Source organism: Cupriavidus pauculus (assembly GCF_002858765.1).
Lineage (GTDB): Bacteria > Pseudomonadota > Gammaproteobacteria > Burkholderiales > Burkholderiaceae > Cupriavidus > Cupriavidus pauculus_B.
Window position 1 is genome coordinate 142,408 of the sequence record NZ_PJRP01000005.1, and the last position, 19,432, is coordinate 161,839.

General features: G+C 63.2%; 15 protein-coding genes. 5 read left to right on the top strand and 10 right to left on the bottom strand.

The features are described from left to right. The first annotated feature begins 91 nt into the window (after positions 1–91). Positions 92–1,807, top strand: coding sequence for a malate dehydrogenase (quinone) (mqo, locus tag CYJ10_RS13345; RefSeq protein WP_101681970.1), 1,716 nt, complete (start codon positions 92–94; stop codon positions 1,805–1,807). Positions 1,808–1,899: 92 nt separating this feature from the next. On the opposite strand, the gene CYJ10_RS13350 is transcribed toward mqo, so the two are convergent. The 4 genes from CYJ10_RS13350 to CYJ10_RS13365 form a co-directional block, all read right to left on the bottom strand. Beyond that, positions 1,900–2,343, bottom strand: a complete 444-nt coding sequence (locus CYJ10_RS13350) for a cupin domain-containing protein (protein WP_101681971.1) — start codon at positions 2,341–2,343, stop codon at positions 1,900–1,902. Between the two features lie 229 nt (positions 2,344–2,572). After that, positions 2,573–2,914, bottom strand: coding sequence for a YciI family protein (locus tag CYJ10_RS13355; protein WP_257993301.1), 342 nt, complete (start codon positions 2,912–2,914; stop codon positions 2,573–2,575). A 92-nt stretch (positions 2,915–3,006) separates the two neighbouring features. Beyond that, a complete protein-coding gene (locus CYJ10_RS13360; RefSeq protein ID WP_101681973.1) occupies positions 3,007–4,221 on the bottom strand; it encodes an MFS transporter in 1,215 nt (404 codons plus the stop codon). A 238-nt stretch (positions 4,222–4,459) separates the two neighbouring features. Next, positions 4,460–4,927: a DUF6884 domain-containing protein gene (locus tag CYJ10_RS13365; RefSeq protein ID WP_257993302.1), complete on the bottom strand. Its 468-nt coding sequence runs from the start codon at positions 4,925–4,927 to the stop codon at positions 4,460–4,462. Positions 4,928–5,146: 219 nt separating this feature from the next. Between CYJ10_RS13365 and CYJ10_RS13370 the strand changes: the two genes are divergently transcribed. Continuing rightward, entirely contained in the window at positions 5,147–6,217 is a 1,071-nt protein-coding gene (locus CYJ10_RS13370) for a GlxA family transcriptional regulator (RefSeq protein WP_101681974.1), read from the top strand. Here CYJ10_RS13370 and mug read toward each other — a convergent pair. Then, complete coding sequence (gene mug, locus CYJ10_RS13375) at positions 6,214–6,780, bottom strand: G/U mismatch-specific DNA glycosylase (RefSeq protein WP_101681975.1); 567 nt, start codon at positions 6,778–6,780, stop codon at positions 6,214–6,216. The two genes, CYJ10_RS13370 and mug, sit on opposite strands and share 4 nt — an antisense overlap. A 1-nt stretch (position 6,781) precedes the next feature. Then, positions 6,782–7,201 carry a hypothetical protein gene (locus CYJ10_RS13380; RefSeq protein ID WP_146002037.1) on the bottom strand — a complete coding sequence of 140 codons (420 nt, stop codon included), beginning with the start codon at positions 7,199–7,201 and terminating at the stop codon, positions 6,782–6,784. 335 nt (positions 7,202–7,536) lie between these two features. Between CYJ10_RS13380 and aceE the strand changes: the two genes are divergently transcribed. From aceE to CYJ10_RS13395, 3 genes are all read left to right on the top strand, one after another. Continuing rightward, a complete protein-coding gene (aceE, locus tag CYJ10_RS13385) occupies positions 7,537–10,248 on the top strand; it encodes a pyruvate dehydrogenase (acetyl-transferring), homodimeric type (RefSeq protein ID WP_101681977.1) in 2,712 nt (903 codons plus the stop codon). Between the two features lie 242 nt (positions 10,249–10,490). After that, positions 10,491–13,313: a 2-oxoglutarate dehydrogenase E1 component gene (locus CYJ10_RS13390; protein WP_101681978.1), complete on the top strand. Its 2,823-nt coding sequence runs from the start codon at positions 10,491–10,493 to the stop codon at positions 13,311–13,313. Between the two features lie 179 nt (positions 13,314–13,492). Then, positions 13,493–13,891: a winged helix-turn-helix transcriptional regulator gene (locus CYJ10_RS13395; protein WP_180862927.1), complete on the top strand. Its 399-nt coding sequence runs from the start codon at positions 13,493–13,495 to the stop codon at positions 13,889–13,891. Positions 13,892–13,996: 105 nt separating this feature from the next. Here CYJ10_RS13395 and CYJ10_RS13400 read toward each other — a convergent pair whose 3' ends face one another. The 4 genes from CYJ10_RS13400 to CYJ10_RS13415 form a co-directional block, all read right to left on the bottom strand. Then, the gene (locus CYJ10_RS13400; protein WP_101681980.1) at positions 13,997–15,535 is read right to left on the bottom strand and encodes an efflux transporter outer membrane subunit; all 1,539 of its coding nucleotides are present in this window, start codon (positions 15,533–15,535) and stop codon (positions 13,997–13,999) included. Further along, on the bottom strand, positions 15,532–16,608 hold the full coding sequence (locus CYJ10_RS13405; protein ID WP_101681981.1) for an HlyD family secretion protein: 1,077 nt from the start codon (positions 16,606–16,608) through the stop codon (positions 15,532–15,534). Before CYJ10_RS13405 ends, CYJ10_RS13400 begins: the two co-directional genes overlap by 4 nt. A gap of 13 nt (positions 16,609–16,621) precedes the next feature. Continuing rightward, positions 16,622–18,247 carry an MFS transporter gene (locus tag CYJ10_RS13410; protein ID WP_101681982.1) on the bottom strand — a complete coding sequence of 542 codons (1,626 nt, stop codon included), beginning with the start codon at positions 18,245–18,247 and terminating at the stop codon, positions 16,622–16,624. 122 nt (positions 18,248–18,369) lie between these two features. Further along, positions 18,370–19,044, bottom strand: a complete 675-nt coding sequence (locus CYJ10_RS13415; RefSeq protein ID WP_101681984.1) for an antibiotic biosynthesis monooxygenase — start codon at positions 19,042–19,044, stop codon at positions 18,370–18,372. Positions 19,045–19,432: the final 388 nt, after the last annotated feature.

Sequence of the window (19,432 nt, forward strand, 5' to 3'; positions counted from 1 at the left end):
ACAAGACAGCGCCCCCCCAGTCTGAATCAACGTCGGCAAGGCCCGGCTTGGTCAGTCTGTCGACGCTGCACGCAAACTTGAAGTGACACCCATGACTCAAACGGACAACAAGACCGCAGCAGGCCGCGGCCGCAAGCCTTTCACCCGTCGTAAATTCCTTGCAACCGCTGTCGGCGCCGCAGCCGTATGGGGCGGATATTCGTACTTTTTCGGCAGTCAGTATCGTGCCGCGAAGGCGGACCGCAAGGTCGATGTGCTGCTGATTGGCGGCGGCATCATGAGCGCAACGCTGGGCGTCTACCTCAAAGAGTTGGAACCGAACTGGACGTGCGAGGTTTTCGAGCGCCTGGACAAGGTCGCGGAGGAAAGCTCGAACGGCTGGAACAACGCCGGCACCGGACACTCGGCGCTGTGCGAGCTGAACTACACGCCGATGGACGACAAGGGCAACGTCCATATCGCCCAGGCCATCAATATCAACGAGAACTTCCAGATCTCCCGCCAATTCTGGGCGCATCAGGTGCGCAAGGGCGTTCTGGGCAATCCGCGTGAGTTCATCAACTCGACACCGCACATGAATCTTGTCTTCGGGCAGGAGAATCGGGCGTTCATTCGCAAGCGCGTCGAGGCGCTGAAGGCTTCGCCCCTGTTCGCTGGCATGGAAATGACGACCGACCCGGCGAAGATTGCCGAGTGGATCCCGATCATGATGGAGGGTCGCAAGCCTGACGAGGTGGTCACCGCCACGCGTTCGCCGCTGGGTACGGATGTGAATCTGGGCGAAATCACGCGTCAGTTCTACAAGCACCTGTCCGGCAATTCGGGGGTGAAGGTCACTACCGGGTATGAAGTGCGTTCGATCACGCGCAACGAGGATGGCACCTGGCGCGTGTCCGCGTTCGACACGCAGGACGGCACCCAGATCCAGACGGTAGACGCGCGCAACGTGTTCATTGGCGCCGGTGGTGCTGCATTGCCGCTGCTGCAACTGTCAGGCATTCCCGAGGCGAAGCAGTACGGTGGCTTCCCCGTTGGCGGCGAATTCCTGGTCACCGAGAAGCCTGAGATTGCCTCGCGCCATTTGGCAAAGGTCTACGGCCTCGCGGATACCGGCTCGCCCCCGATGTCGGTCCCTCACCTGGATACCCGCGTGCTCGATGGCAAGCGGGTGATTCTGTTCGGGCCGTTCGCCACGTGGTCCAGCAAGTTCCTCAAGAACGGCTCGTACTTCGACCTGGTCAAGGCAACGACGCCGTCGAACGTCATTCCTCAGTTGCAGGTCGGCGGTCACGAATTCGCGCTCGTGAAGTATCTGGCGCAGCAATTGGCGCTCTCCCGCGAAGAGAAGATGGCCGCGCTGCGCCACTACATGCCCGATGCGAAGGACGAGGACTGGCGTCTGTGGGAGGCGGGCCAGCGCGTGCAGATCATCAAGAACGACCCGGAGAAGGGTGGGGTGCTGAAGCTGGGGACGGAGGTCGTGGTGTCTGGCGACCGTTCGGTATCGGCACTGTTGGGCGCCTCGCCGGGAGGCTCGACGTCGCCGGCGATCATGCTGTCGCTGCTTGAGCGCGTGTTCCCCGAGCAGATGAAGACGCCGGCCTGGCAGCAGAAGATTCGCGAGATCGTGCCCAGCTACGGAAAGAAGCTCAACGAGAATCCGCAGCTTCTGGCAAAGGAATGGGCAACCACGGCCGAAACGCTGCAACTGGCGATCGCGCCGCCAAGCCTCGATGGCGTCGTGCCGGCCACCGGCCCGATGACGAATCCGGGTGTAGTGAAGAAGGTGCCGGATATGGCCTTGTAAGGCCTGCGTTGCGCGTTGGGAGGGCACGTCATCGCAAGCAACCCGTACAGGGCTTTCGGCGTGCGACGCGATGCGTGACCTACCGAGCCGCGTTACTTGACAATCGTCACGCCGCATTCCTGCGCGACCCCTAGCAAGGTCTGCAGGTCTGCGGTGCCAGGGGGGACTGCCTCGTCGATCTGCGCAAACAGGCGTGACGCGTTTCCACCTTGGCTGGTCACGGAGATCATTTCGCCGCCGCCTGAGCCGAACCGGAAGTAGTGAATGGTCTGGGCCGGGACATGGACAAACGTCCCAGCGCTGGCGGTCAGCACCTGTTCGCCGTATCCAATCTCTATCACCCCTTTGGTGACGTAGAACGATTCATCCCAATCGTGGCAGTGCGGCGGCGGCCCGCTGCCTTCCTGACCTTGCTGCAGGAAGACTTCGTAACCCTGCGTGGCGGCACTGGACGCCAGGACCGTAATTTTCTCGCCCACGACATCGAAGGCGCGTGGATACCCGGCAGGGGTGACCGCAAATGGCTCTGGCTTCATACTCGGCTCCAGTCAGGTTTCAATGCCCCGGTCAGTGCGAGTGCGCTTGGGAACCTGTGCCAGGTGATGCAAGCAGGCATCCTGCTATTGCGGCGGACACAAGGTCGCTACCGATCCATCCCGGTCTTCCTGAGGATGCTGGTGCGCACGGTCAATGGTCTAGGCTGAGTGTAGGCGACGCTCATGCCCATGGACAGGAGCGAACGCCGCTCGCGCCCGCACTGGTCCGTCAGCTCTCCGGGTCATATCCGAATTCGCGGAGTTCCTGCGAGCACCGGCAAGCCTTGGCAATTTTTGCGGCCCACAGGATGGCGGCTTCGCGCGACGGCAGTTCCAGGACACAGAAGCCGCCGTCGAACGCCTTCGTCTGGGGATAGGTTTCGCTTGTGACCGCGCCGTCTGATGCGACCATGAGCGGCGCGGCATCTTCGCGGATACCACCACCGAACACGTACACGCCTGCCGCCTTTGCCTCGCGTATGACCTCGCGCGCAGCTTCCCCGACGGCGGCAAAGTCATCGGCGGGGACATCCATCGCCGCTGCAGGAAATGAAACAAGGAACTTCGTCATCGTTCGGTCCTTGGGTTGAGGTCGGTGCTGTTTGAGAAGCCTGACCTGTCTTCGGGTGAAAGATAACGCCCGGGCGTACCTGCCATGTCACGTCAAGTCGACTTCAGCACGCCACGGGGCGCACTTGCCCAGTGCAGGACGGACGCGGCGACGCCGAGGGCGATACCAAAGACGACGATGCCGGTCCAGCCAAAGCGCGTCATGAGCCAACCGCTGATCATCACGCCGACGGCACCGCCAAGGAAGGTCGCCGTCATGTACAGGCTATTGATCCGGCCCTGCGCTTTAGGGTCCACGGCGAAGGCGCGTGTCTGGTTGGACACGAGCCCTGCCTGTACGCCAATATCGAGCACGACGACGCCGATCACAAGAAGTATCAGCGACGACTCCGCGCCCGCCAGCAGCAGATAGGAAAGCGTAACGAAGCCGATGCTCGCGGCGATGACGGTCCGTGGGCCCAGCCGGTCGGTAGCGCGGCCGCCCAGCGAGGCGGCAAGTGCGCCAGCAGCGCCGATGATGCCAAAGCCACCCGCCCAGGCACTGCTGAGATGCAGCGGGCCGTCGGCGAGCAGGGCAGCCAGGTTGACCCAGAAGGCGTTGAAGCAAGCCCACAACAGCGCCTGGATGATCATCGACTGGCGAATGGGAGCGTTGTCCCGAGCCAGCGGCCAGAGCGAGGCAAGCAACCGTCCATACGAAAGGTTCGTACTCGGCAAGCCGCGAGGAAGCAGCGAGGCGGCGGCGATCCAGACGGGGACCATGAACATCGCAGCCAGGCCGTACACGGCGCGCCAACCATAGGCAGCGCCGACCACACCGCTGATCGTCCGACCCAGCAGGATGCCAACCATGATGCCGCTCACGACCGTCCCGACGGAGCGCCCGCGCTCGCTTGGCGACGACATGACGGCCGCAAAGGGCACCAGTTGCTGGGGCACGCAGCTCACCACGCCGAGGCCGAAGGACGCAAGGATCAGGGGCCAGATGCTTGGCGCGAGTGCTGCGGCCAACGCGAAACAGAACGCAAGCGCGATCTGGATCAGCACGAGTTTGCGGCGGTCGAACCGGTCACCGAGCGGTAACAGCAACGCCAGGCCGGTGGCAAAGCCGAGCAGGGCCGCGCCAGCAACGAGATCGACGGTGGTCACGTCGACCTTCATGCCGGAAGCGATCAACGGCAGGATCGGTTGGGTGCAGTAGATATTCGTAATCACCGCGCCCGCAATGATCGCCATCATGACAATCTTGGCGCGGGAGGCGACCGGCGGAGCGCTCGCGGCGGACGAGGTGTCGGGGAGCGCGCTCATGGCAGTCTCCTCGTCAAGGCGGCGTGGCGCACCATGCGCGCCGGCGCGTGGGCGATTGGACCGTGGTTGCAGTGTCGAAGCATGTGGTTCTCCAGGCGGCTAACGCAGACCCGCTTGTGGGTGCCGCGTTCTGTCCTGAAGGCTACGCTCGTGCACTGGCAAAGAGAATGCCGCAGTAGCGGGAATCTCTATTTCATGGTTTGAGAGGGTGACGTCGCGCGCCGTCGCCAGTGGGCTGTCATTGGTCGCCCGCACGTAGAAACGCGCCCAGTTGCGCGCGCTGTTGGCCGATGCCACCCGACGTTTCGCTCGCGAAGGGCAGCGCTTCCGGATAGAGCGCCGAAAGCATCGCCCGCATGACGCGCCGGGACTCGGCGCCGCCAGCGAGAAGGGCCTTTCCGATCTCGCGTGGCCATGCTGCGTGCACGTTGAACTGACGGAGGTCCGCCAGCATTTCATCCGCGCGGGCAACGGTCATGCGTCTGTTGTACGGTGCGATAACGATATCGGGCGACAAGAATCCATGCTCCGCAGAAAGAATCATGACGCTCGGCGGTGCGTCGGCGCTCTTGTGCTTGGCGAACGTGCTGTACATGACGCCTTTGTACAGCGCAATGGCCTTTGCCGGCCGATCGAGTTTCGTTCCCGAGCACGCCAGGAGCAGCAGCGGGCGTGCGGAAGGCGAGTATGCGAAGAAGGGGCGCATCAGACAGTTGGCATAAGCACGAATAGGCTGGCAAGTGAACCTGCCTTGCAGAGGTGACCGGCGGCAAGCATACCGAGGCCACCTCCGGGAATTTGTCTCGATCCCTGGAAGAATGCTTCTCAGATACTTCCTCTAATCTCTCTGGGCGAAAGCGCATACCATCCCTCTCAACGGGGCGGCCCGCCTCGCGAATTGGCGTCGTTAGTGACGTAGAAGCGGATGAAAGTAGCTCTTGTTGTGTTCGATGGTGTCCAATCGCTGGATGTGGCCGGCCCGATGGACGTGTTTGCGGAAGCCAATGCACTGCTGCCGCACCACAAGCGATATGAGGTCACGCTGGTTGGCGTCAGGCCGCATAGCGTGACCTGTTCCAACGGCATGCACGTTGGGGTGCATGTCGACTATCGACACTATGCCGATGAATGCGACCTGCTTCTCATGGCAGGAGGTCCGAAGGCGCCGGGCATGCAGCCCGACCCCGATTTCCTTTCCTGGCTGCATGACAAGGCGTTGACCGCAAACCGGTTCGGCGCCGTCTGCAATGGCGTATTCCTGCTGGCCCACGCGGGATTGCTGGATGGGCGTGAAGTCACCGCGCATTGGTCGGATACGAAACGACTGCAGGATCATTTCCCGCGGGCCCAGGTCCGCCCGGACAAGATTTTCGTGCGCGACGGCAACCTCTTCACCAGCGGCGGCGTCACGGCAGGCATCGACCTGTGTCTGGCGCTTGTTGCCGAGGACTTCGGGCATGCGATTGCGGTGAAAGTCGCAAAACGTCTGATCGTGTATATCCGTCGCGACGGCGGGCAGTCCCAGTACAGCCCCTACCTTGCCGTTGGACCGGAAGAGGACTCCATCGTCAGTCGGGCCATGCGCTACGTCAACGACCATATTGCGGAGGCCTTTTCGATCGAAGAACTGGCTGATGCGGTGGGGGTGAGCCGTCGAACCTTCAGTCGCACCTTCGCCAAGCACGCGAAGGTCTCGCCGTCGGTATTCGTGGAGCAAGTACGGGTCGACTTCGCGCGCAAGCTGCTCGAACAAACCGACGTGCCGCTGAAAACCATTGCGTTTCGGAGTGGGTTCCATAGCTCGACGCATATGCGGATGATATTTTCCCGGCGTCTCGATATCACGCCGAAGGATTATCGCCAGCGTTTCCAGGATACCGAGGGCAGTGCGCAGACCACGCCGGAAAGACCTGGCACCGGTGCGCAGATCGTGTTGCCATCCTCGACGAGGCGGGAGCATCCCCAGCATCGACCTGTCGCTGCGACTGCGCATTAGCCTGCCGGACACGGTTCCACGTCTCCCACGGCTGCCAGGCGAAACTCGCGATAGGCTTCGACCAGTTCGGCGAGCGAGAAGCCGCGGTTGCGTCCACTCGGGTTCGGAAGCAACCAGACCTTCGCGGTGCCCAGCGGCTCGTGCTGCAGGCCCCAGGTGACGTGCTTCCGCTGGCTCATGGTGGCGTAAGCGTCCTTGCCCAGGAAGGCGATGTAGGTTGGCCGGAAGCGATTCAGTCGACAAAGCAGCCCCTCCGCAGCCGCGACGTACTCGTCCTTCGATAGCTCGGAGGCGCTGGCGGTTGGCCGACAGACCACGGTTGCGAGACCAAATCCATACTTCAAAAGCTGCACGTCTTCGGCGGGCTTCAGTTCGCGTTCGGTAAATCCGGCAAGGTGAACCGCTCGCCAGAATCGATTGCCGCGCCCTTCAAAGTGGTGGCCGACAGCAGCGGCCGCCAAGCCGGGATTCAGTCCGCAGAAGACCCCCGACAAGCCCGGCACGATCAGGTCGGGTAACGCGGTTCGTGCTTCCCGTGCAGCGATAACGTTCTGATCCGTCATTTCATTTCCACAGTACGGGTTCGATATAGACCCTGAGCACTGACCCGCCGGCATCCGAAGCGCCGCACGTGGGTTCATCCTGCCGGAGTTCGATCACGCCTGCCGTTCGTCGCGCGAAGCAATCGCTTGCCGCGCGTGCCAGAAGATCTTCAGCCTGCGGGTTGTCGACGCGGCCTGCGAGCAAAGCGCCGTCCGTAGAAAAGACGGCGATGTCCTCGGAACCCTCGCAGGTCCGGTCCGTTTGGTTAGCCGTCGGGCCCAGCGTCAGCGCCACGACGAAAGGCTTTCTGATCTCAATTAGCGCCGCAGCCATGCCGATCGGGTCGTCGGATACCGCGCCGGTCCATTCACGACGCTCGCCGCCCCCACAGGCACCGCCAATGGGGCGATGTCCTGGACTACCGCATTCTTCGCGTTTCATCGGACCCTCCTGCTGCTCGCGAGTACATCTGGCCGTTACCGTGACTATAGAGATCGTCGTGCTTCGCAGCGTCAGAGGATCGGTCGGATTTCGGCCAACATCGAGCGTTTCCCGGCCACGGGTTCTCGTCACGGAGACATCTGGCGGCTGGAAGCAGGCCGTCCTGGCCCCACGTGACCACAGCCGAATCGCCGGACGTTGCAGTTTCGGGCCAAGTTGTCGCGCGTATCTGCCGCGATGCCGCTCCCGTCCCTGTCGCTACCTAGAATGGCCTTCAACGGTGGCGCGCTTTCGCGAACCCACCCGCAACCTACGCATGACGCAGGAGGTGCCAAATGGCTGCAGTACCCAATGACGGATCGATGGACGTGACGAAGTTTGGCCAGGACCCGCGCGACGATGATGATCCTCAGGAAACCGCCGAGTGGCTCGATGCGTTGGACGGTGTCGCGTCCCACGTTGGCATGGACCGCGCACGCTTCCTGATTCAACGGCAAATCGAGTTCGTGCGGACGAGTGGCGAGTATGCTCCGTTCTCTACCGCGACACCCTATGTCAATACGATTCCGCCGGGCAAGCAGGTTGCCATCCCCGGCGATCAGGCCACGGAGCACAAGATCCGGTCGTACATGCGCTGGAACGCGATCGCGATGGTGCTCCGCGCGGGCCGCGAAACCAATGTGGGCGGGCACATTGCCTCTTTCGCTTCGGCCGCTACGCTTTACGACGTCGGCTTCAATCACTTCTGGCACGGCGCCACTGCAGATCATGGGGGCGATCTGGTCTTCTTTCAGGGGCATTCCTCGCCGGGCATCTACTCGCGTGCCTTCCTGGAAGGTCGGCTGACCAGCGCGCAACTGGACAACTTCCGTCAGGAAACGGGTGGGCAGGGCATGCCGTCTTATCCGCATCCCTGGCTGATGCGGGACTTCTGGCAGTTCCCCACGGTGTCGATGGGACTCGGCCCTCTCATGGCGATCTATCAAGCCCGCTTCATGAAGTACATCGAATCCAGGGGTGTCGTGACGACGCAAGGTCGCAAGGTCTGGGCGTTCCTTGGCGACGGCGAGATGGACGAACCCGAATCGCTGGGTGCCATCGGCATGGCGGCCCGCGAGCGGCTGGACAACCTGATCTTTGTGGTCAACTGCAATCTCCAGCGCCTGGACGGGCCAGTGCGCGGCAATGGCAAGATCATCCAGGAATTGGAGCGCCTCTTCAGCGGCGCCGGATGGAACGTCATCAAGGTGATCTGGGGAAGTCGCTGGGATGCGCTGCTGGCGCGAGATCACCATGGCGCCCTGATGCGCCGGATGATGGAAGTGGTGGACGGGGAGTATCAGACCTACAAGTCCAAGTCGGGGGCACACGTGCGCGAGAAGTTCTTCAACACGCCCGAACTCAAGGCCATGGTGGCGGACTGGACTGACGACGACATCTGGGCGCTGAACCGTGGCGGACACGATCCGCACAAGATCCATGCGGCTTACGCGCAGGCCTCGACTCCCAATGGTCGACCAACGGTAATCCTGGCCAAGACCATCAAGGGATACGGGATGGGCGAGGCCGGCCAGGCCATGAACAACACGCATCAGCAGAAGAAGATGCAGGTAGAGCAACTGAAGGCGTTCCGCGACCAGTTCAAGCTCCCGATCACTGACGAGGCCATTGCAGACGTTCCCTATCTGAAGTTCGACGAAGGGTCCGATGAATGGGCCTATCTGCAGGCACGCCGGCAGGCGCTTGGCGGCTATGTGCCGGCGCGCCGCCAAAAAGCGGCGTCACTGCCAACGCCGGACCTGGGTGCCTTTGAAGCGCTGCTCAAGGGCACGGGCGAGGGCAGGAAGATGTCGACGACCATGGCCTTCGTGCGCTTTCTTGGCGTGCTGCTCAAGGACAAGGCGCTTGGCAAGCGCGTCGTGCCGATCGTGCCCGATGAGTCGCGGACGTTTGGCATGGAGGGCCTGTTCCGGCAGATCGGTATCTGGAATCAGGACGGTCAGCGCTATGAGCCGGAGGATTCGGGGCAACTCATGTTCTACCGGGAATCCGAAACCGGGCAGATCCTTCAGGAAGGCATCAACGAGGCGGGTGGCATGTCAGACTGGATCGCTGCAGCGACGTCGTATTCGACGCACGGCGAAACGATGATTCCGTTCTTCGTGTTCTATTCCATGTTCGGATTCCAGCGTGTCGGCGATCTGGTATGGGCAGCCGGGGACATGCGCTCACGCGGCTTCCTGCTGGGCGGGACGGCGGGCCGGACCACGCTGAACGGCGAAGGGCTGCAGCATCAGGACGGTCACTCTCTGCTGTGGGCATCGAGCGTGGCAAATTGCATCAGCTACGACCCGACGTTCAGCTACGAACTCGCAGTGATCATGCAGGATGGCTTGCGGCGCATGGTGACGGAACAGGAGGATGTCTTCTACTACGTCACCGTGATGAACGAAAACTACGAGCACCCGCCGATGCCTGACCGCGAGGATGTGGCGCAGGACATCATTCGCGGCCTCTACCTGTTCAGGAAGTCGACGGCCGACAGCGCAATGCCCCGCGTGCAACTGATGGGCGCCGGCACCATCTTCAACGAGGTCATCGCCGCCGCCAGCCTGCTGGAAGCGGACTGGTCGGTGGCGGCGGACTTGTGGAGTGCCCCGGGCATCACCGAGTTGGCCCGCGAAGGCCGCGAAGTCAAGCGCTGGAACTTGCTCCATCCCACGGAAGTTCAGCGCGTCTCGCACGTCGAGCGGCTGCTGTCCGGCGCCCAAGGTCCGGTGATCGCCTCGACCGACTACGTACGGACACTGACCGAGCAACTCCGGGAGTTCATCCCGCAGCGCTTCGTCGTGCTTGGCACCGATGGATTCGGGCGGTCCGACACGCGGGAAAAGCTGCGGGACTTCTTTGAAATCGATCGCTACTGGATTACGGTTTCCGCGCTCAAGGGCCTTGCTGACGACGGCAAGATCGCGGCCAGCGTCGTGGCGGATGCCATCAGGAAGTACGGACTGGATCCGTCAAAGCCCAATCCGATGGGCGTATAGGCCAGCCTGCAGGCCAGCGTGTCGGCAACGTCCGCGCGCCTGACTGGCCCCCGTCGCCGTTGTGGCGTCGGGGGCCAGTTTTCGGATGGGCCCACCCAGGCCGGTAACCGCCCCGAAACGACTGGCCGGGAATCGGTAGCAGATGTCCCAAAACCAGCATCACCAGGGCGTCGTCGGAAGCGGCAAATTTCTAGACTTTAAGCAACGGGCAATCGCCCAGTCTTGCGACAGGTCTAGTCATCATGATGATCGAGAATCGGAACGCCTCCTTCCTGTTTGGCGGCAACGCTCCCTACGTTGAGGAGCAGTACGACGCGTACCTGGCAGACAGGTCCGCGGTGTCTGAAGAGTGGCGCGGGTACTTTGACGCGCTCCAGGCGGTGCCCGCGGTGGATGGGTCGAGCAGCGCCGACGTAGCGCACAGCCGCGTCGTTTCGCGCTTCGTCGAACTGGCGAAGCAGGCGCGGCCGGGAGAGCGGCCGGTGCGCGAGCGTCCAGGATTCATCCGCAAGCAACTCGCCGTCCAGGCAATGATCCTGGCTTACCGCATGGTCGGCACCCGCCATGCGCGTTTTGACCCGCTGCGCTGGATGGAACCCGTCCCGGTTCCAGACCTGATCCCGACCTACTACGGACTCTCGCAGGCCGATCTGAAGACGAAGTTCGACCCATCGGACACAAACTTCTCCGATGAAGACATGACGCTCGAGGACATGGTCGAGGCCCTGTCCGAGACGTACTGCGGGACCCTGGGCGCGGAATTCATGTACCTCGCGGACCCGGGCCAACGAAACTGGTGGCAGATGCGACTGGAGTCCACCCGATCGAAGGCTGCCCTGACCGCCAGCGACAAGCGCCATATCCTGGAAAAGCTCACGGCGGCGGAAGGTCTCGAAAAGTACCTTCATTCCCGTTACGTCGGGCAGAAGCGCTTCTCGCTTGAAGGTGGCGAGTCGCTGATCGTTCTGCTGGACGAGCTGGTCTCCTACGGTGCGTCGCAGGGCATCCGGCACGCCATACTGGGTATGGCGCACCGGGGTCGACTCAACGTGCTGGTGAACATCGCGGGAAAGCCCGCCGCGGCGCTCTTCGACGAGTTCGACGGCAAGAAATCCGTGGATCTGCTCGCGGGCGACGTCAAGTACCACAAGGGATTCACTGGCACGATCGCTACGGAAGCGGGGCCGGCCGAGGTCACGGTCGCCTTTAACCCTTCCCACCTCGAGATCGTGAATCCGGTGGTGCAGGGCATGGCCCGGGCGCGCGCCGAAGCGCTGGGACTGGGGTCTGGCGCGGTGCTGCCCATCGAGATCCACGGTGACGCGTCGATGTCCGGGCAGGGCATCGTCATGGAGACGATGAACCTGTCCAACACGCGCGGATACGGCACCGGTGGCACGATTCATATCGTGGTCAACAACCAGGTTGGGTTCACCACATCCCGGCCTCAAGATGCACGGTCGTCCTTCTACTGCACGGATATCGCCAAGATGATCGAGGCGCCTGTGCTCCACGTGAACGGTGACGATCCGGAGGCCGTGGTTGCCGCCACGCGCATGGCTATCGATTTTCGCGCGGTGTTCGGCCGCAGCGTGGTGATCGAACTGGTTTGCTTCCGCCGCCACGGGCATCAGGAGCAGGACACGCCGAGCATCACGCAGCCGCTGATGTATCGCTCCATCTCCGGTCATCCTGGTGTGCGGTCCCTCTATGCCTCGAAGCTTGTCGATGAACAGGTGGTGAGCGCCGAGGACGTCGAGCGCCTTGGCATGGACTATCGCGCTCGGCTGGACGCAGCCCAAGGCGACGCGGTTCATCAGGCATCCGATGACGGGCAGGGTGTGGCGGCGTCGCTGCAGGTACTCCTTGCGGAAACGCCGGCCGCCGTGCCACTGACGCAGCTCCAGGCACTCGGGCAGCGCATCACGCACGTTCCGGATCATTTCTCGTTGCACCCGCTGGTCGAGAAGGTGATCGCCGCCCGTCGCGAGATGGCCGCGGGAACGCGCGCGCTTGACTGGGGCATGGCCGAGCACCTGGCCTACGCGTCGCTGCTGTCCGCGGGGGTGAACGTACGTCTCAGCGGGCAGGATAGCGAACGCGGAACATTCAGCCATCGACACGCCGTTCTCCATGACCAGAAGCGCGTGGCACGGGATCAAGGCTTCCATACGCCGCTAGCGCATGTCGCCGATGGCCAAGGCACTTTCGCGATCGCCAACTCGACGCTGTCCGAAGCTGGCGTTCTGGGTTTCGAGTATGGCTATTCGCTGGAGCGGCAGGACTCCCTGGTGCTGTGGGAAGCGCAGTTTGGTGATTTCGCGAATGGCGCCCAGGTGGTGATCGACAACTTCCTGTCCGCTGGCGAGGCCAAGTGGGGGCAGCGCAGCGGCATCACGTTGCTGCTGCCGCATGGCCAGGAGGGGCAGGGCCCCGAGCACGCCTCCGCGCGGCTCGAACGTTATCTTCAGCTTTGCGCACAGGGCAACATGCGAGTTGCCCAGCCCACCACCCCGGCGCAGATCTATCACCTGCTGCGCGAACAGGCATTGGGCCAAGACCACGTTCCGCTGATCGTCATGACGCCGAAGTCGTTGCTTCGTCATCCGGACGCGGTCAGCAGTCTCGACGCGCTGGCCAATGGCAAGTTCGAGCCGGTACTGACCGAGCCGCGCACCCAGGCTGAGGCCGAGAAGGTGGACACGCTGATCCTGTGCTCGGGAAAGGTCTACTTCGAGCTGCTCGCGCGTCGTCGCAAGGCAGGCAAGGACAACATCGCGCTGCTTCGGGTGGAACAGCTGTATCCGTTCCCGGACCTGGAGATCGCAAATGAGCTGGCGCGCTACCCAAACCTCAAGCACGTGGTGTGGTGCCAGGAAGAATCGAAGAACCAGGGCGCATGGACCTTTGTGATGGAGCGGATGCTGGACATCGTGAAGGTGCCGGGCATGCTGCGCTACATCGGGCCCGAAGCCGCGGCGTCGACAGCGCCAGGCTACGCATCGATGCATACCGCGCGGCTGGATAGCTTTCTGCAGGCCGCCATTGGGGATGCTCGCGAGTAAGGGGAGATGGGGCGACAAGGCATTGCCGACGTGCCCCATCCAGTTTTCGTCTTCAGTCAGCAAGAAGGAGTCGGCGCCGATGGCGCCGATTTTGTTTGCCTCCACGCACCCGTGGCCGCTTGCTGGAACAGTCAAAACGCGATCTGTCGAGATCGCGGGCAATCAAAATGGATAAAGCCATGTCGCAAACCTACCCGCCGACGTCCGCGCCGACGTCGTGCTCGAAACCCGAGAGCCCCCAAGAGGACATCCGATTGATTGGGCGTGCGCTCGATATCGTGGGCGACGCCTGGACACTACTGATAGTCCGCGAGGCGCTGGCGGGCACGACCCGCTTTGGCCAGTTTCAGCGTCACCTCGGGCTTGGCCCGAACATCCTTGCCGCGCGGCTGCGCGCGCTGATCGAGCACGGTGTGCTAACGACACAGGCGAGCTGCCAGCGGGCGGATTGGAGCGATTACGTTCTTACGGAGAAGGGCGCGCGCTTGCAAACCGTCCTGGCGGCGCTACGCGAATGGGGTGGCGATCATTGTGTTGCCGCCGGGGACCATGGCGCGCCGATGCGGGAGGCGCAGTAGCTCGGCCGCTTTGACCGGCCATCAAGCACTGCGGCACCTTCCGGCATGACGCCGGAAGGTGCCGCCCGAGCCTGGAATCGTCATCCAGGCCAGTGATGCGCGCTGTCAGTTGACGACGGTGGTCTTGCCGTAGGTCGATTCCCAACCCCCGCCCAGCACCTTGCAGAGCACGATCAGATTCGTGGCGGCCGCGGCGCGGCTCTCCTCGAGATTGCGCTGGGACTGCAGGAGTTGGCGCTGAACATTGAGCACGTCAAGATAGTCGACGGCGCCCGCCTTGTATCGCTGTTGGGCGATGGAAAGTGCCCGCTGGTTTTCTGAGACTACCGTCACGAGCTTGTCGCGCCGCCGTTGCTCGGCATCGTATGCAACCAGGGCGTCGTCAACCTCGCGCCATGCCTTGAGTACGGTATGCCGATATTCGATGGCTGCCTCTTGCTGCTGCGCTTCGCGCAGATGCAACGTGCCCTTGAGTCGGCCGCCCTCGAAAATCGGAATGGAGATCGACGGGCCGATGACAAACTGCCGCGAGGCCCAATCGGCCAGGTTGGAAAGCTGCAAGCTCTGGAACCCCGCGCTGCCATTCAGGATGATGCGCGGATAGAAATCGGCTTTCGCCATGCCGATGGACGCTGTCGCGGCGTGAAGGTGCGCCTCGGCACGCCGGATATCGGGTCGACGCTGCACGATTTCGGACGGCAGGCCAACCGGGACACTTGCGGGCAGCGCTGGCATGTCGCGCGCCTCGCCCAGCTTCTGCCGAAGGGCGCCGGGCTCCTCGGCCAGCAACAGGCCAATCGCGTTGATCATGGCATCACGCCGCGCCTCGAGCGTCGGAATCAGGCTCTCGATCGACGCCACCTGCGCAGAGGCGTTGGCGACATCAAGGTCGGTCGTCACCCCTTCGCGGGACCGCACCTGCGTCAGCTTTGCGGTGTCGCGGGCGATGGCCAGGTTCTGCTTTGCGATCTCCAGTAGCGACTGGATGTCGCGCAATTCGACATAGTCGCGCGCCAGTTCCGCGCGGACAGACAACAGGACGGCATTGCGGTCCTCGAAGGACGCCTCGGTGAGCGCGCCGGCAGCTTCGACACTGCGTCGCACACGGCCCCAGACATCAATTTCCCAGGAAGCGTCGAAGCCGAACTGGTAGACATCGAACGGCGGCGAGCCGCTTGATCCCGGCATCGGCGCGACGCCGGTCGGGGAGCCGCCAGACGCCGACTGCGTCTGACTTGCGTTGGGCGCGACGCCGAGCAGCGAGAGAATCCCGTTGGGACTGCCGCGCTCACGGTAGTAGGAAGCGGCACCATCCAGCTTTGGAAGCTGGGCGGCCCCGACCACCTGCTGCGTCGCCCGGCTCTGTCCCAGGCGTGCCGAGGCCGCCGCCACGTCCAGGTTTGCCTGTGCCAGGCGACCCTCGAGTTCGTTCAGCAGGGGATCATTGAGCAACGTCCACCAGTCTGCATTGAACTGGGTGTCAACCGGCCGGCTTTCGGACTGCGCGGACTGGAGTCGCTGGAAGACATCCGGCGTGGACGATTCCGGACGCTTGAAGTCCGGGCCAACTGCACAGCCGGCCAAGGCGAGCGATGCGAGTAACGCGAGCGCGGTGGTGCGCAGGGGGAAGGCATTGGTGTTCATGGCTTGGTGCCCCCCTGGCTGGGCGCTTCACTACGTTGTCCGATATCCACGTCGGCCACCACAGAGAGGCCCACGCCCAACTCGGTGGCTGCTTTCTGGTCATGGTCGATCGTGATCTTCACCGGCACGCGCTGGACGATCTTGGTGAAGTTGCCGGTCGCGTTGTCGGGGGCGATCGCTGCAAAGCTGACGCCGGTGGCGGGAGCCAGGCTGTCGATATGCCCCTGGATCTCGACGCCGGGAAGGCTGTCGACCCGGATACGGGCACTTTGGCCGGGCCGCATGTGCGTGATCTGGTTCTCCTGGAAGTTCGCGACGACGTACGCATCGGAGACGGGAACAATCGCGAGCACCGGGCTGCCGGTCGTGACGTACGCACCGACGCGTGCCGAGCGTCGCCCGATCTTGCCGTCGACGGGTGCATGGATCTCGGTGTAGGACAGATTCAGCCTGGACTGTTCCAGCGCTGCCTCGGCGCGCGCCTGGGCGCCCAGCGCCTTGTCCCGCTGCGTGCGCAACACGTCCAGATTCTGTTCGGCGGCACTCAACGCCGCGCGATCATGGGCTTGCAGCGCGAGCTGCTCCGCGAGGGCACTGGACGCGCGCTGTTGCTCCTGTGCCGTGCCGGCGCCGGCCTCCGAGAGATTCTGGTACCGGGAGGCATTGGCGCGCGCGAACGAGATGGACGCGTCGTCGGACTGAAGCTTTGCCTTGGCCTGCAGGACGAGTGCGGGGTGCCTGGCGATCTCCGCATCGAAGTTGGCGACGAGCGCCTTGGCGGCCAGTACGTCGGCCTGGGCGCTTTGCCACGCGGCCCGGAAATCGCGGTCATCAAGGCGGACCAGCAGTTGACCTGCCTTGACCCACTGGTTGTCCTCCACCAGCACTTCGGAGATCTGGCCAGCCACCCGCGGGGCGACCAGCGTGAAGTCGGCGGCGACATAGGCATCGTTGGTGGACTCGCTGTTCGATCGGAACATCAGGCCGGTGCAGGCCCAGACAACGACGCCAGCGGCAACGATGGCCGCGGCAAGGCGGACATTCTTGAGGGGGGGACGTTTTGCGGAAGACATGATTGACCTCTACTCAGTGTTTGGAAGGCGGAGTGGTGCACCAGGGCGGATAGATCCGCACGGGAAGAAGGGGGACGAGGGCCAGAAGTCCAATGGCAAGGCAAGCCATCAGGCGGTACAGGTCTGCCGACGTGAGCACGAGCGCCTGCTCGTGAACGCGATGGGCGAGCTGTCCGAGGTGCTGCGCCGTGTCGAGACTGCGCCCCGTCATGCCGAGATGGTTGCCAACGTGATCCACGAGCATGTTCGAGTGGAAGCGCTCGCGTCCCGTGCCGATTCCTTCAATCAGCGCCGTCGCGGCAGCCGCCGAGAAGGTCTTGAGGGAGTTGAACATCGCGGATGCGAACGGGCCCTCGGTAGGCGGCAAGCCAGTGGTGACCCCCATCAGGATCGCGAGGATCAACATCGGTTGCGCGACGATCTGCAGCGACTGAAGCCAGAAGAAGTTGTCGCGGATCCATTCCGACGTCACGTAGCTGCCAAGCAGGCACGTCGCGACCATCAAGCACAGTCCCGTCGCCATGACCCATCGGGAGTCGACTCTGCGGACGTTCAGAATCGCTGCCGTCAGCGGGAGCGTCAGCAGCAGCGGCAGTGCAACGAGCAATGACAGCGGTGCCGTCTGGAGCGGTCGGTAGGCGTGCAGCCTGGCCAGATGCTGGCCGGGAATGGCGGCCACGCCGACCAGCAGGATCACCGCGCCGGCAAGGGTCATCAGCCCGTGAGCGAAATTCCTGCGCGCAAGCAACTGGAGCTTGAAGAACGGCAGCGGGTGAAACCACTCGTTGAAGAGGAACACGACCAGCAGCAGGGTGCCGCCGCCAAACATCACGCGGATGAAGTGCGAGTGCAACCAGTCCAGACGGTCGCCTTGCATCAGACCGATGACCAGCATGGCCACGGCGGGGAAGCCGGTCAGGAATCCGGTCCAGTTGAATGCGGCAAGCCGTTCCAGCTTGCTCGGATCGTCCGGAAGCCCCCATCGCACGGCGAAGCAACTCACCACGCCAAGCGGCACGATTTGCCAGAAGACCATGTGCCAGCCGACGTACTCGGTCCACAGCGCCGCGAGCGGTGTGCCAAGCGCAGGACCGAACGTTGCGGTCATGGCGTAGCCTGCGAGCCCATACAGCTTGACCTTTGGCGGCAGATAGCGGAGTGCCACGATGATCAGCATGGGCGGGAGGCAGCCGCCGGCCACGCCCTGTAGGATGCGCAGCACATACAACGCATCGAGGTTCGGGGCGAAGGGGCAGAGCACCCCCAGGCACATCGTCGCCAGCACCGCACCAATCGTGAACCGCTTCAGCGTGAAGGTGATGCCAAACCATGGCGCAAAGACCATCGTCGCAACGTTGGCTGCCTCAAACAGCGTAGTGATCCACGTGCCGTCATCGCGCCCCACCAGGAATGCGCCTTGGACATCGGCAAGAGCCAGGGCGGTGACCTGTTCGTTGAGGATGGCCAGCAACGATGCCAGCAGGACCCCGACCAGGCCCGTGGCGACCCGCAGCGAAAGCGTCGCCTGGGCGGCGGCAGGTTGAGCGGGAGGCGATGCGGGCGGCGGGGCAGGGGGAGGGGACTGCTGCCCGGCCGGCAGCATCTCGTCGGCCGGCTTGGAATTGGAGGCGGTATTCATGAAAATTCCCTGACAATCGATGGGTCTTGGATGTGGGCGATCGAATCGTGCTTCCGACTTGAGGCGACTTGAGGCGACTTGAGGCGACTTAAGGCATGGCATTCGGCGCCGTCGCGAAGGCGTCAGGCTTCGCGGCGTACCTCGTCGAAGTACTGCGGTGCCTCGCGGCGGTCGAACATGCCGTACTCGCGGACGATGCGGATCGTGCGCTGGCGCACGTCGTTCGGCACGCGGGCACTCATCTCGTAGGCCAGCGCCGCGGATTCGTCGCGCCAGGTGGCCACCGCGATGACTTCGTCAGGCGCCTGCAACGCCCTGAACACATCCCACGAGATAAGGCCCGGCGATTTGGGATTCAGACCCACGGAAATGGCGACTTCATCGGCGCTTGCGCCATCGAGCCAGCCGGGGGAGCTTTTGGCGTCCAGCAAGATCACGGCCTTGCCGGCGCCGGATGCGGTCACATCAAGGCGCTGCGTTGTCAGGGCCTGGCCAGGTGGGAGCCGCGTATCGCGGGCGGTCTCGCCAATCCGCAGGCGATAGTCCGAGAACACCCGGTCGCGCGCCGCCTGCTGGACCTTGTGGTGGCTGGCTGTGGTCCGCCACCGTACCAGCGCTTTTTCGTCGCGCCAGCTCGACAGGGAGAGGAGCCAGCCATCACGGGTCAGGCTTGCATAGCGGGTGTTGTCAATGAAGCCGTCTATCTTGTCGAGCTCGGGGCGCAGTACCCTGGCCATGCCAAGATACGCATCGGACTGCTCGGGAAAAGGACTGACTTCAAGCATTGCATTGAACACGACCGACTCCTGTTTCTGGCGGCATAAGGCGCGTCTTGCTGTGGTGGGGCTTCCACGCCTTGCAGCACGAATGTTGGTGCGTTCAATGTACGAGATCGAAAGTATTTCTTGCGACCGAAGCGCGTCGGTATCGGGCCAACTTGTACGCGCTTTTTGCCAAGCGGCGTCGGCAGTCCTTCCTTCACATCCTCATGCGAATTACTCTTGTTCTCCGCATGAAAAAGTCGCAAGGTCGCGCGCTGTGTATTGGCCCGGAGCGGCCAAATGTTGCTTGAGTCATGGCGAGGGCCTCGTGGCCAGGAACTGCTCATGTTTGGCCTGCAAGGCGCGCATCGTGGCGAGCAGGGCGAGCGAATCGTTGACAGAATTCGACGTAGCCCCCTCACGA

Excerpts from the sequence above, each read along its gene's own strand:
- mqo (WP_101681970.1), top strand. The coding sequence starts at position 92 with ATGACTCAAACGGACAACAAGACCGCAGCAGGCCGCGGCCGCAAGCCT.
- CYJ10_RS13350 (WP_101681971.1), bottom strand. The coding sequence starts at position 2,343 with ATGAAGCCAGAGCCATTTGCGGTCACCCCTGCCGGGTATCCACGCGCC.
- CYJ10_RS13355 (WP_257993301.1), bottom strand. The coding sequence starts at position 2,914 with ATGACGAAGTTCCTTGTTTCATTTCCTGCAGCGGCGATGGATGTCCCC.
- CYJ10_RS13360 (WP_101681973.1), bottom strand. The coding sequence starts at position 4,221 with ATGAGCGCGCTCCCCGACACCTCGTCCGCCGCGAGCGCTCCGCCGGTC.
- CYJ10_RS13365 (WP_257993302.1), bottom strand. The coding sequence starts at position 4,927 with ATGCGCCCCTTCTTCGCATACTCGCCTTCCGCACGCCCGCTGCTGCTC.
- CYJ10_RS13370 (WP_101681974.1), top strand. The coding sequence starts at position 5,147 with ATGAAAGTAGCTCTTGTTGTGTTCGATGGTGTCCAATCGCTGGATGTG.
- mug (WP_101681975.1), bottom strand. The coding sequence starts at position 6,780 with ATGACGGATCAGAACGTTATCGCTGCACGGGAAGCACGAACCGCGTTA.
- CYJ10_RS13380 (WP_146002037.1), bottom strand. The coding sequence starts at position 7,201 with ATGAAACGCGAAGAATGCGGTAGTCCAGGACATCGCCCCATTGGCGGT.
- aceE (WP_101681977.1), top strand. The coding sequence starts at position 7,537 with ATGGCTGCAGTACCCAATGACGGATCGATGGACGTGACGAAGTTTGGC.
- CYJ10_RS13390 (WP_101681978.1), top strand. The coding sequence starts at position 10,491 with ATGATGATCGAGAATCGGAACGCCTCCTTCCTGTTTGGCGGCAACGCT.
- CYJ10_RS13395 (WP_180862927.1), top strand. The coding sequence starts at position 13,493 with ATGTCGCAAACCTACCCGCCGACGTCCGCGCCGACGTCGTGCTCGAAA.
- CYJ10_RS13400 (WP_101681980.1), bottom strand. The coding sequence starts at position 15,535 with ATGAACACCAATGCCTTCCCCCTGCGCACCACCGCGCTCGCGTTACTC.
- CYJ10_RS13405 (WP_101681981.1), bottom strand. The coding sequence starts at position 16,608 with ATGTCTTCCGCAAAACGTCCCCCCCTCAAGAATGTCCGCCTTGCCGCG.
- CYJ10_RS13410 (WP_101681982.1), bottom strand. The coding sequence starts at position 18,247 with ATGAATACCGCCTCCAATTCCAAGCCGGCCGACGAGATGCTGCCGGCC.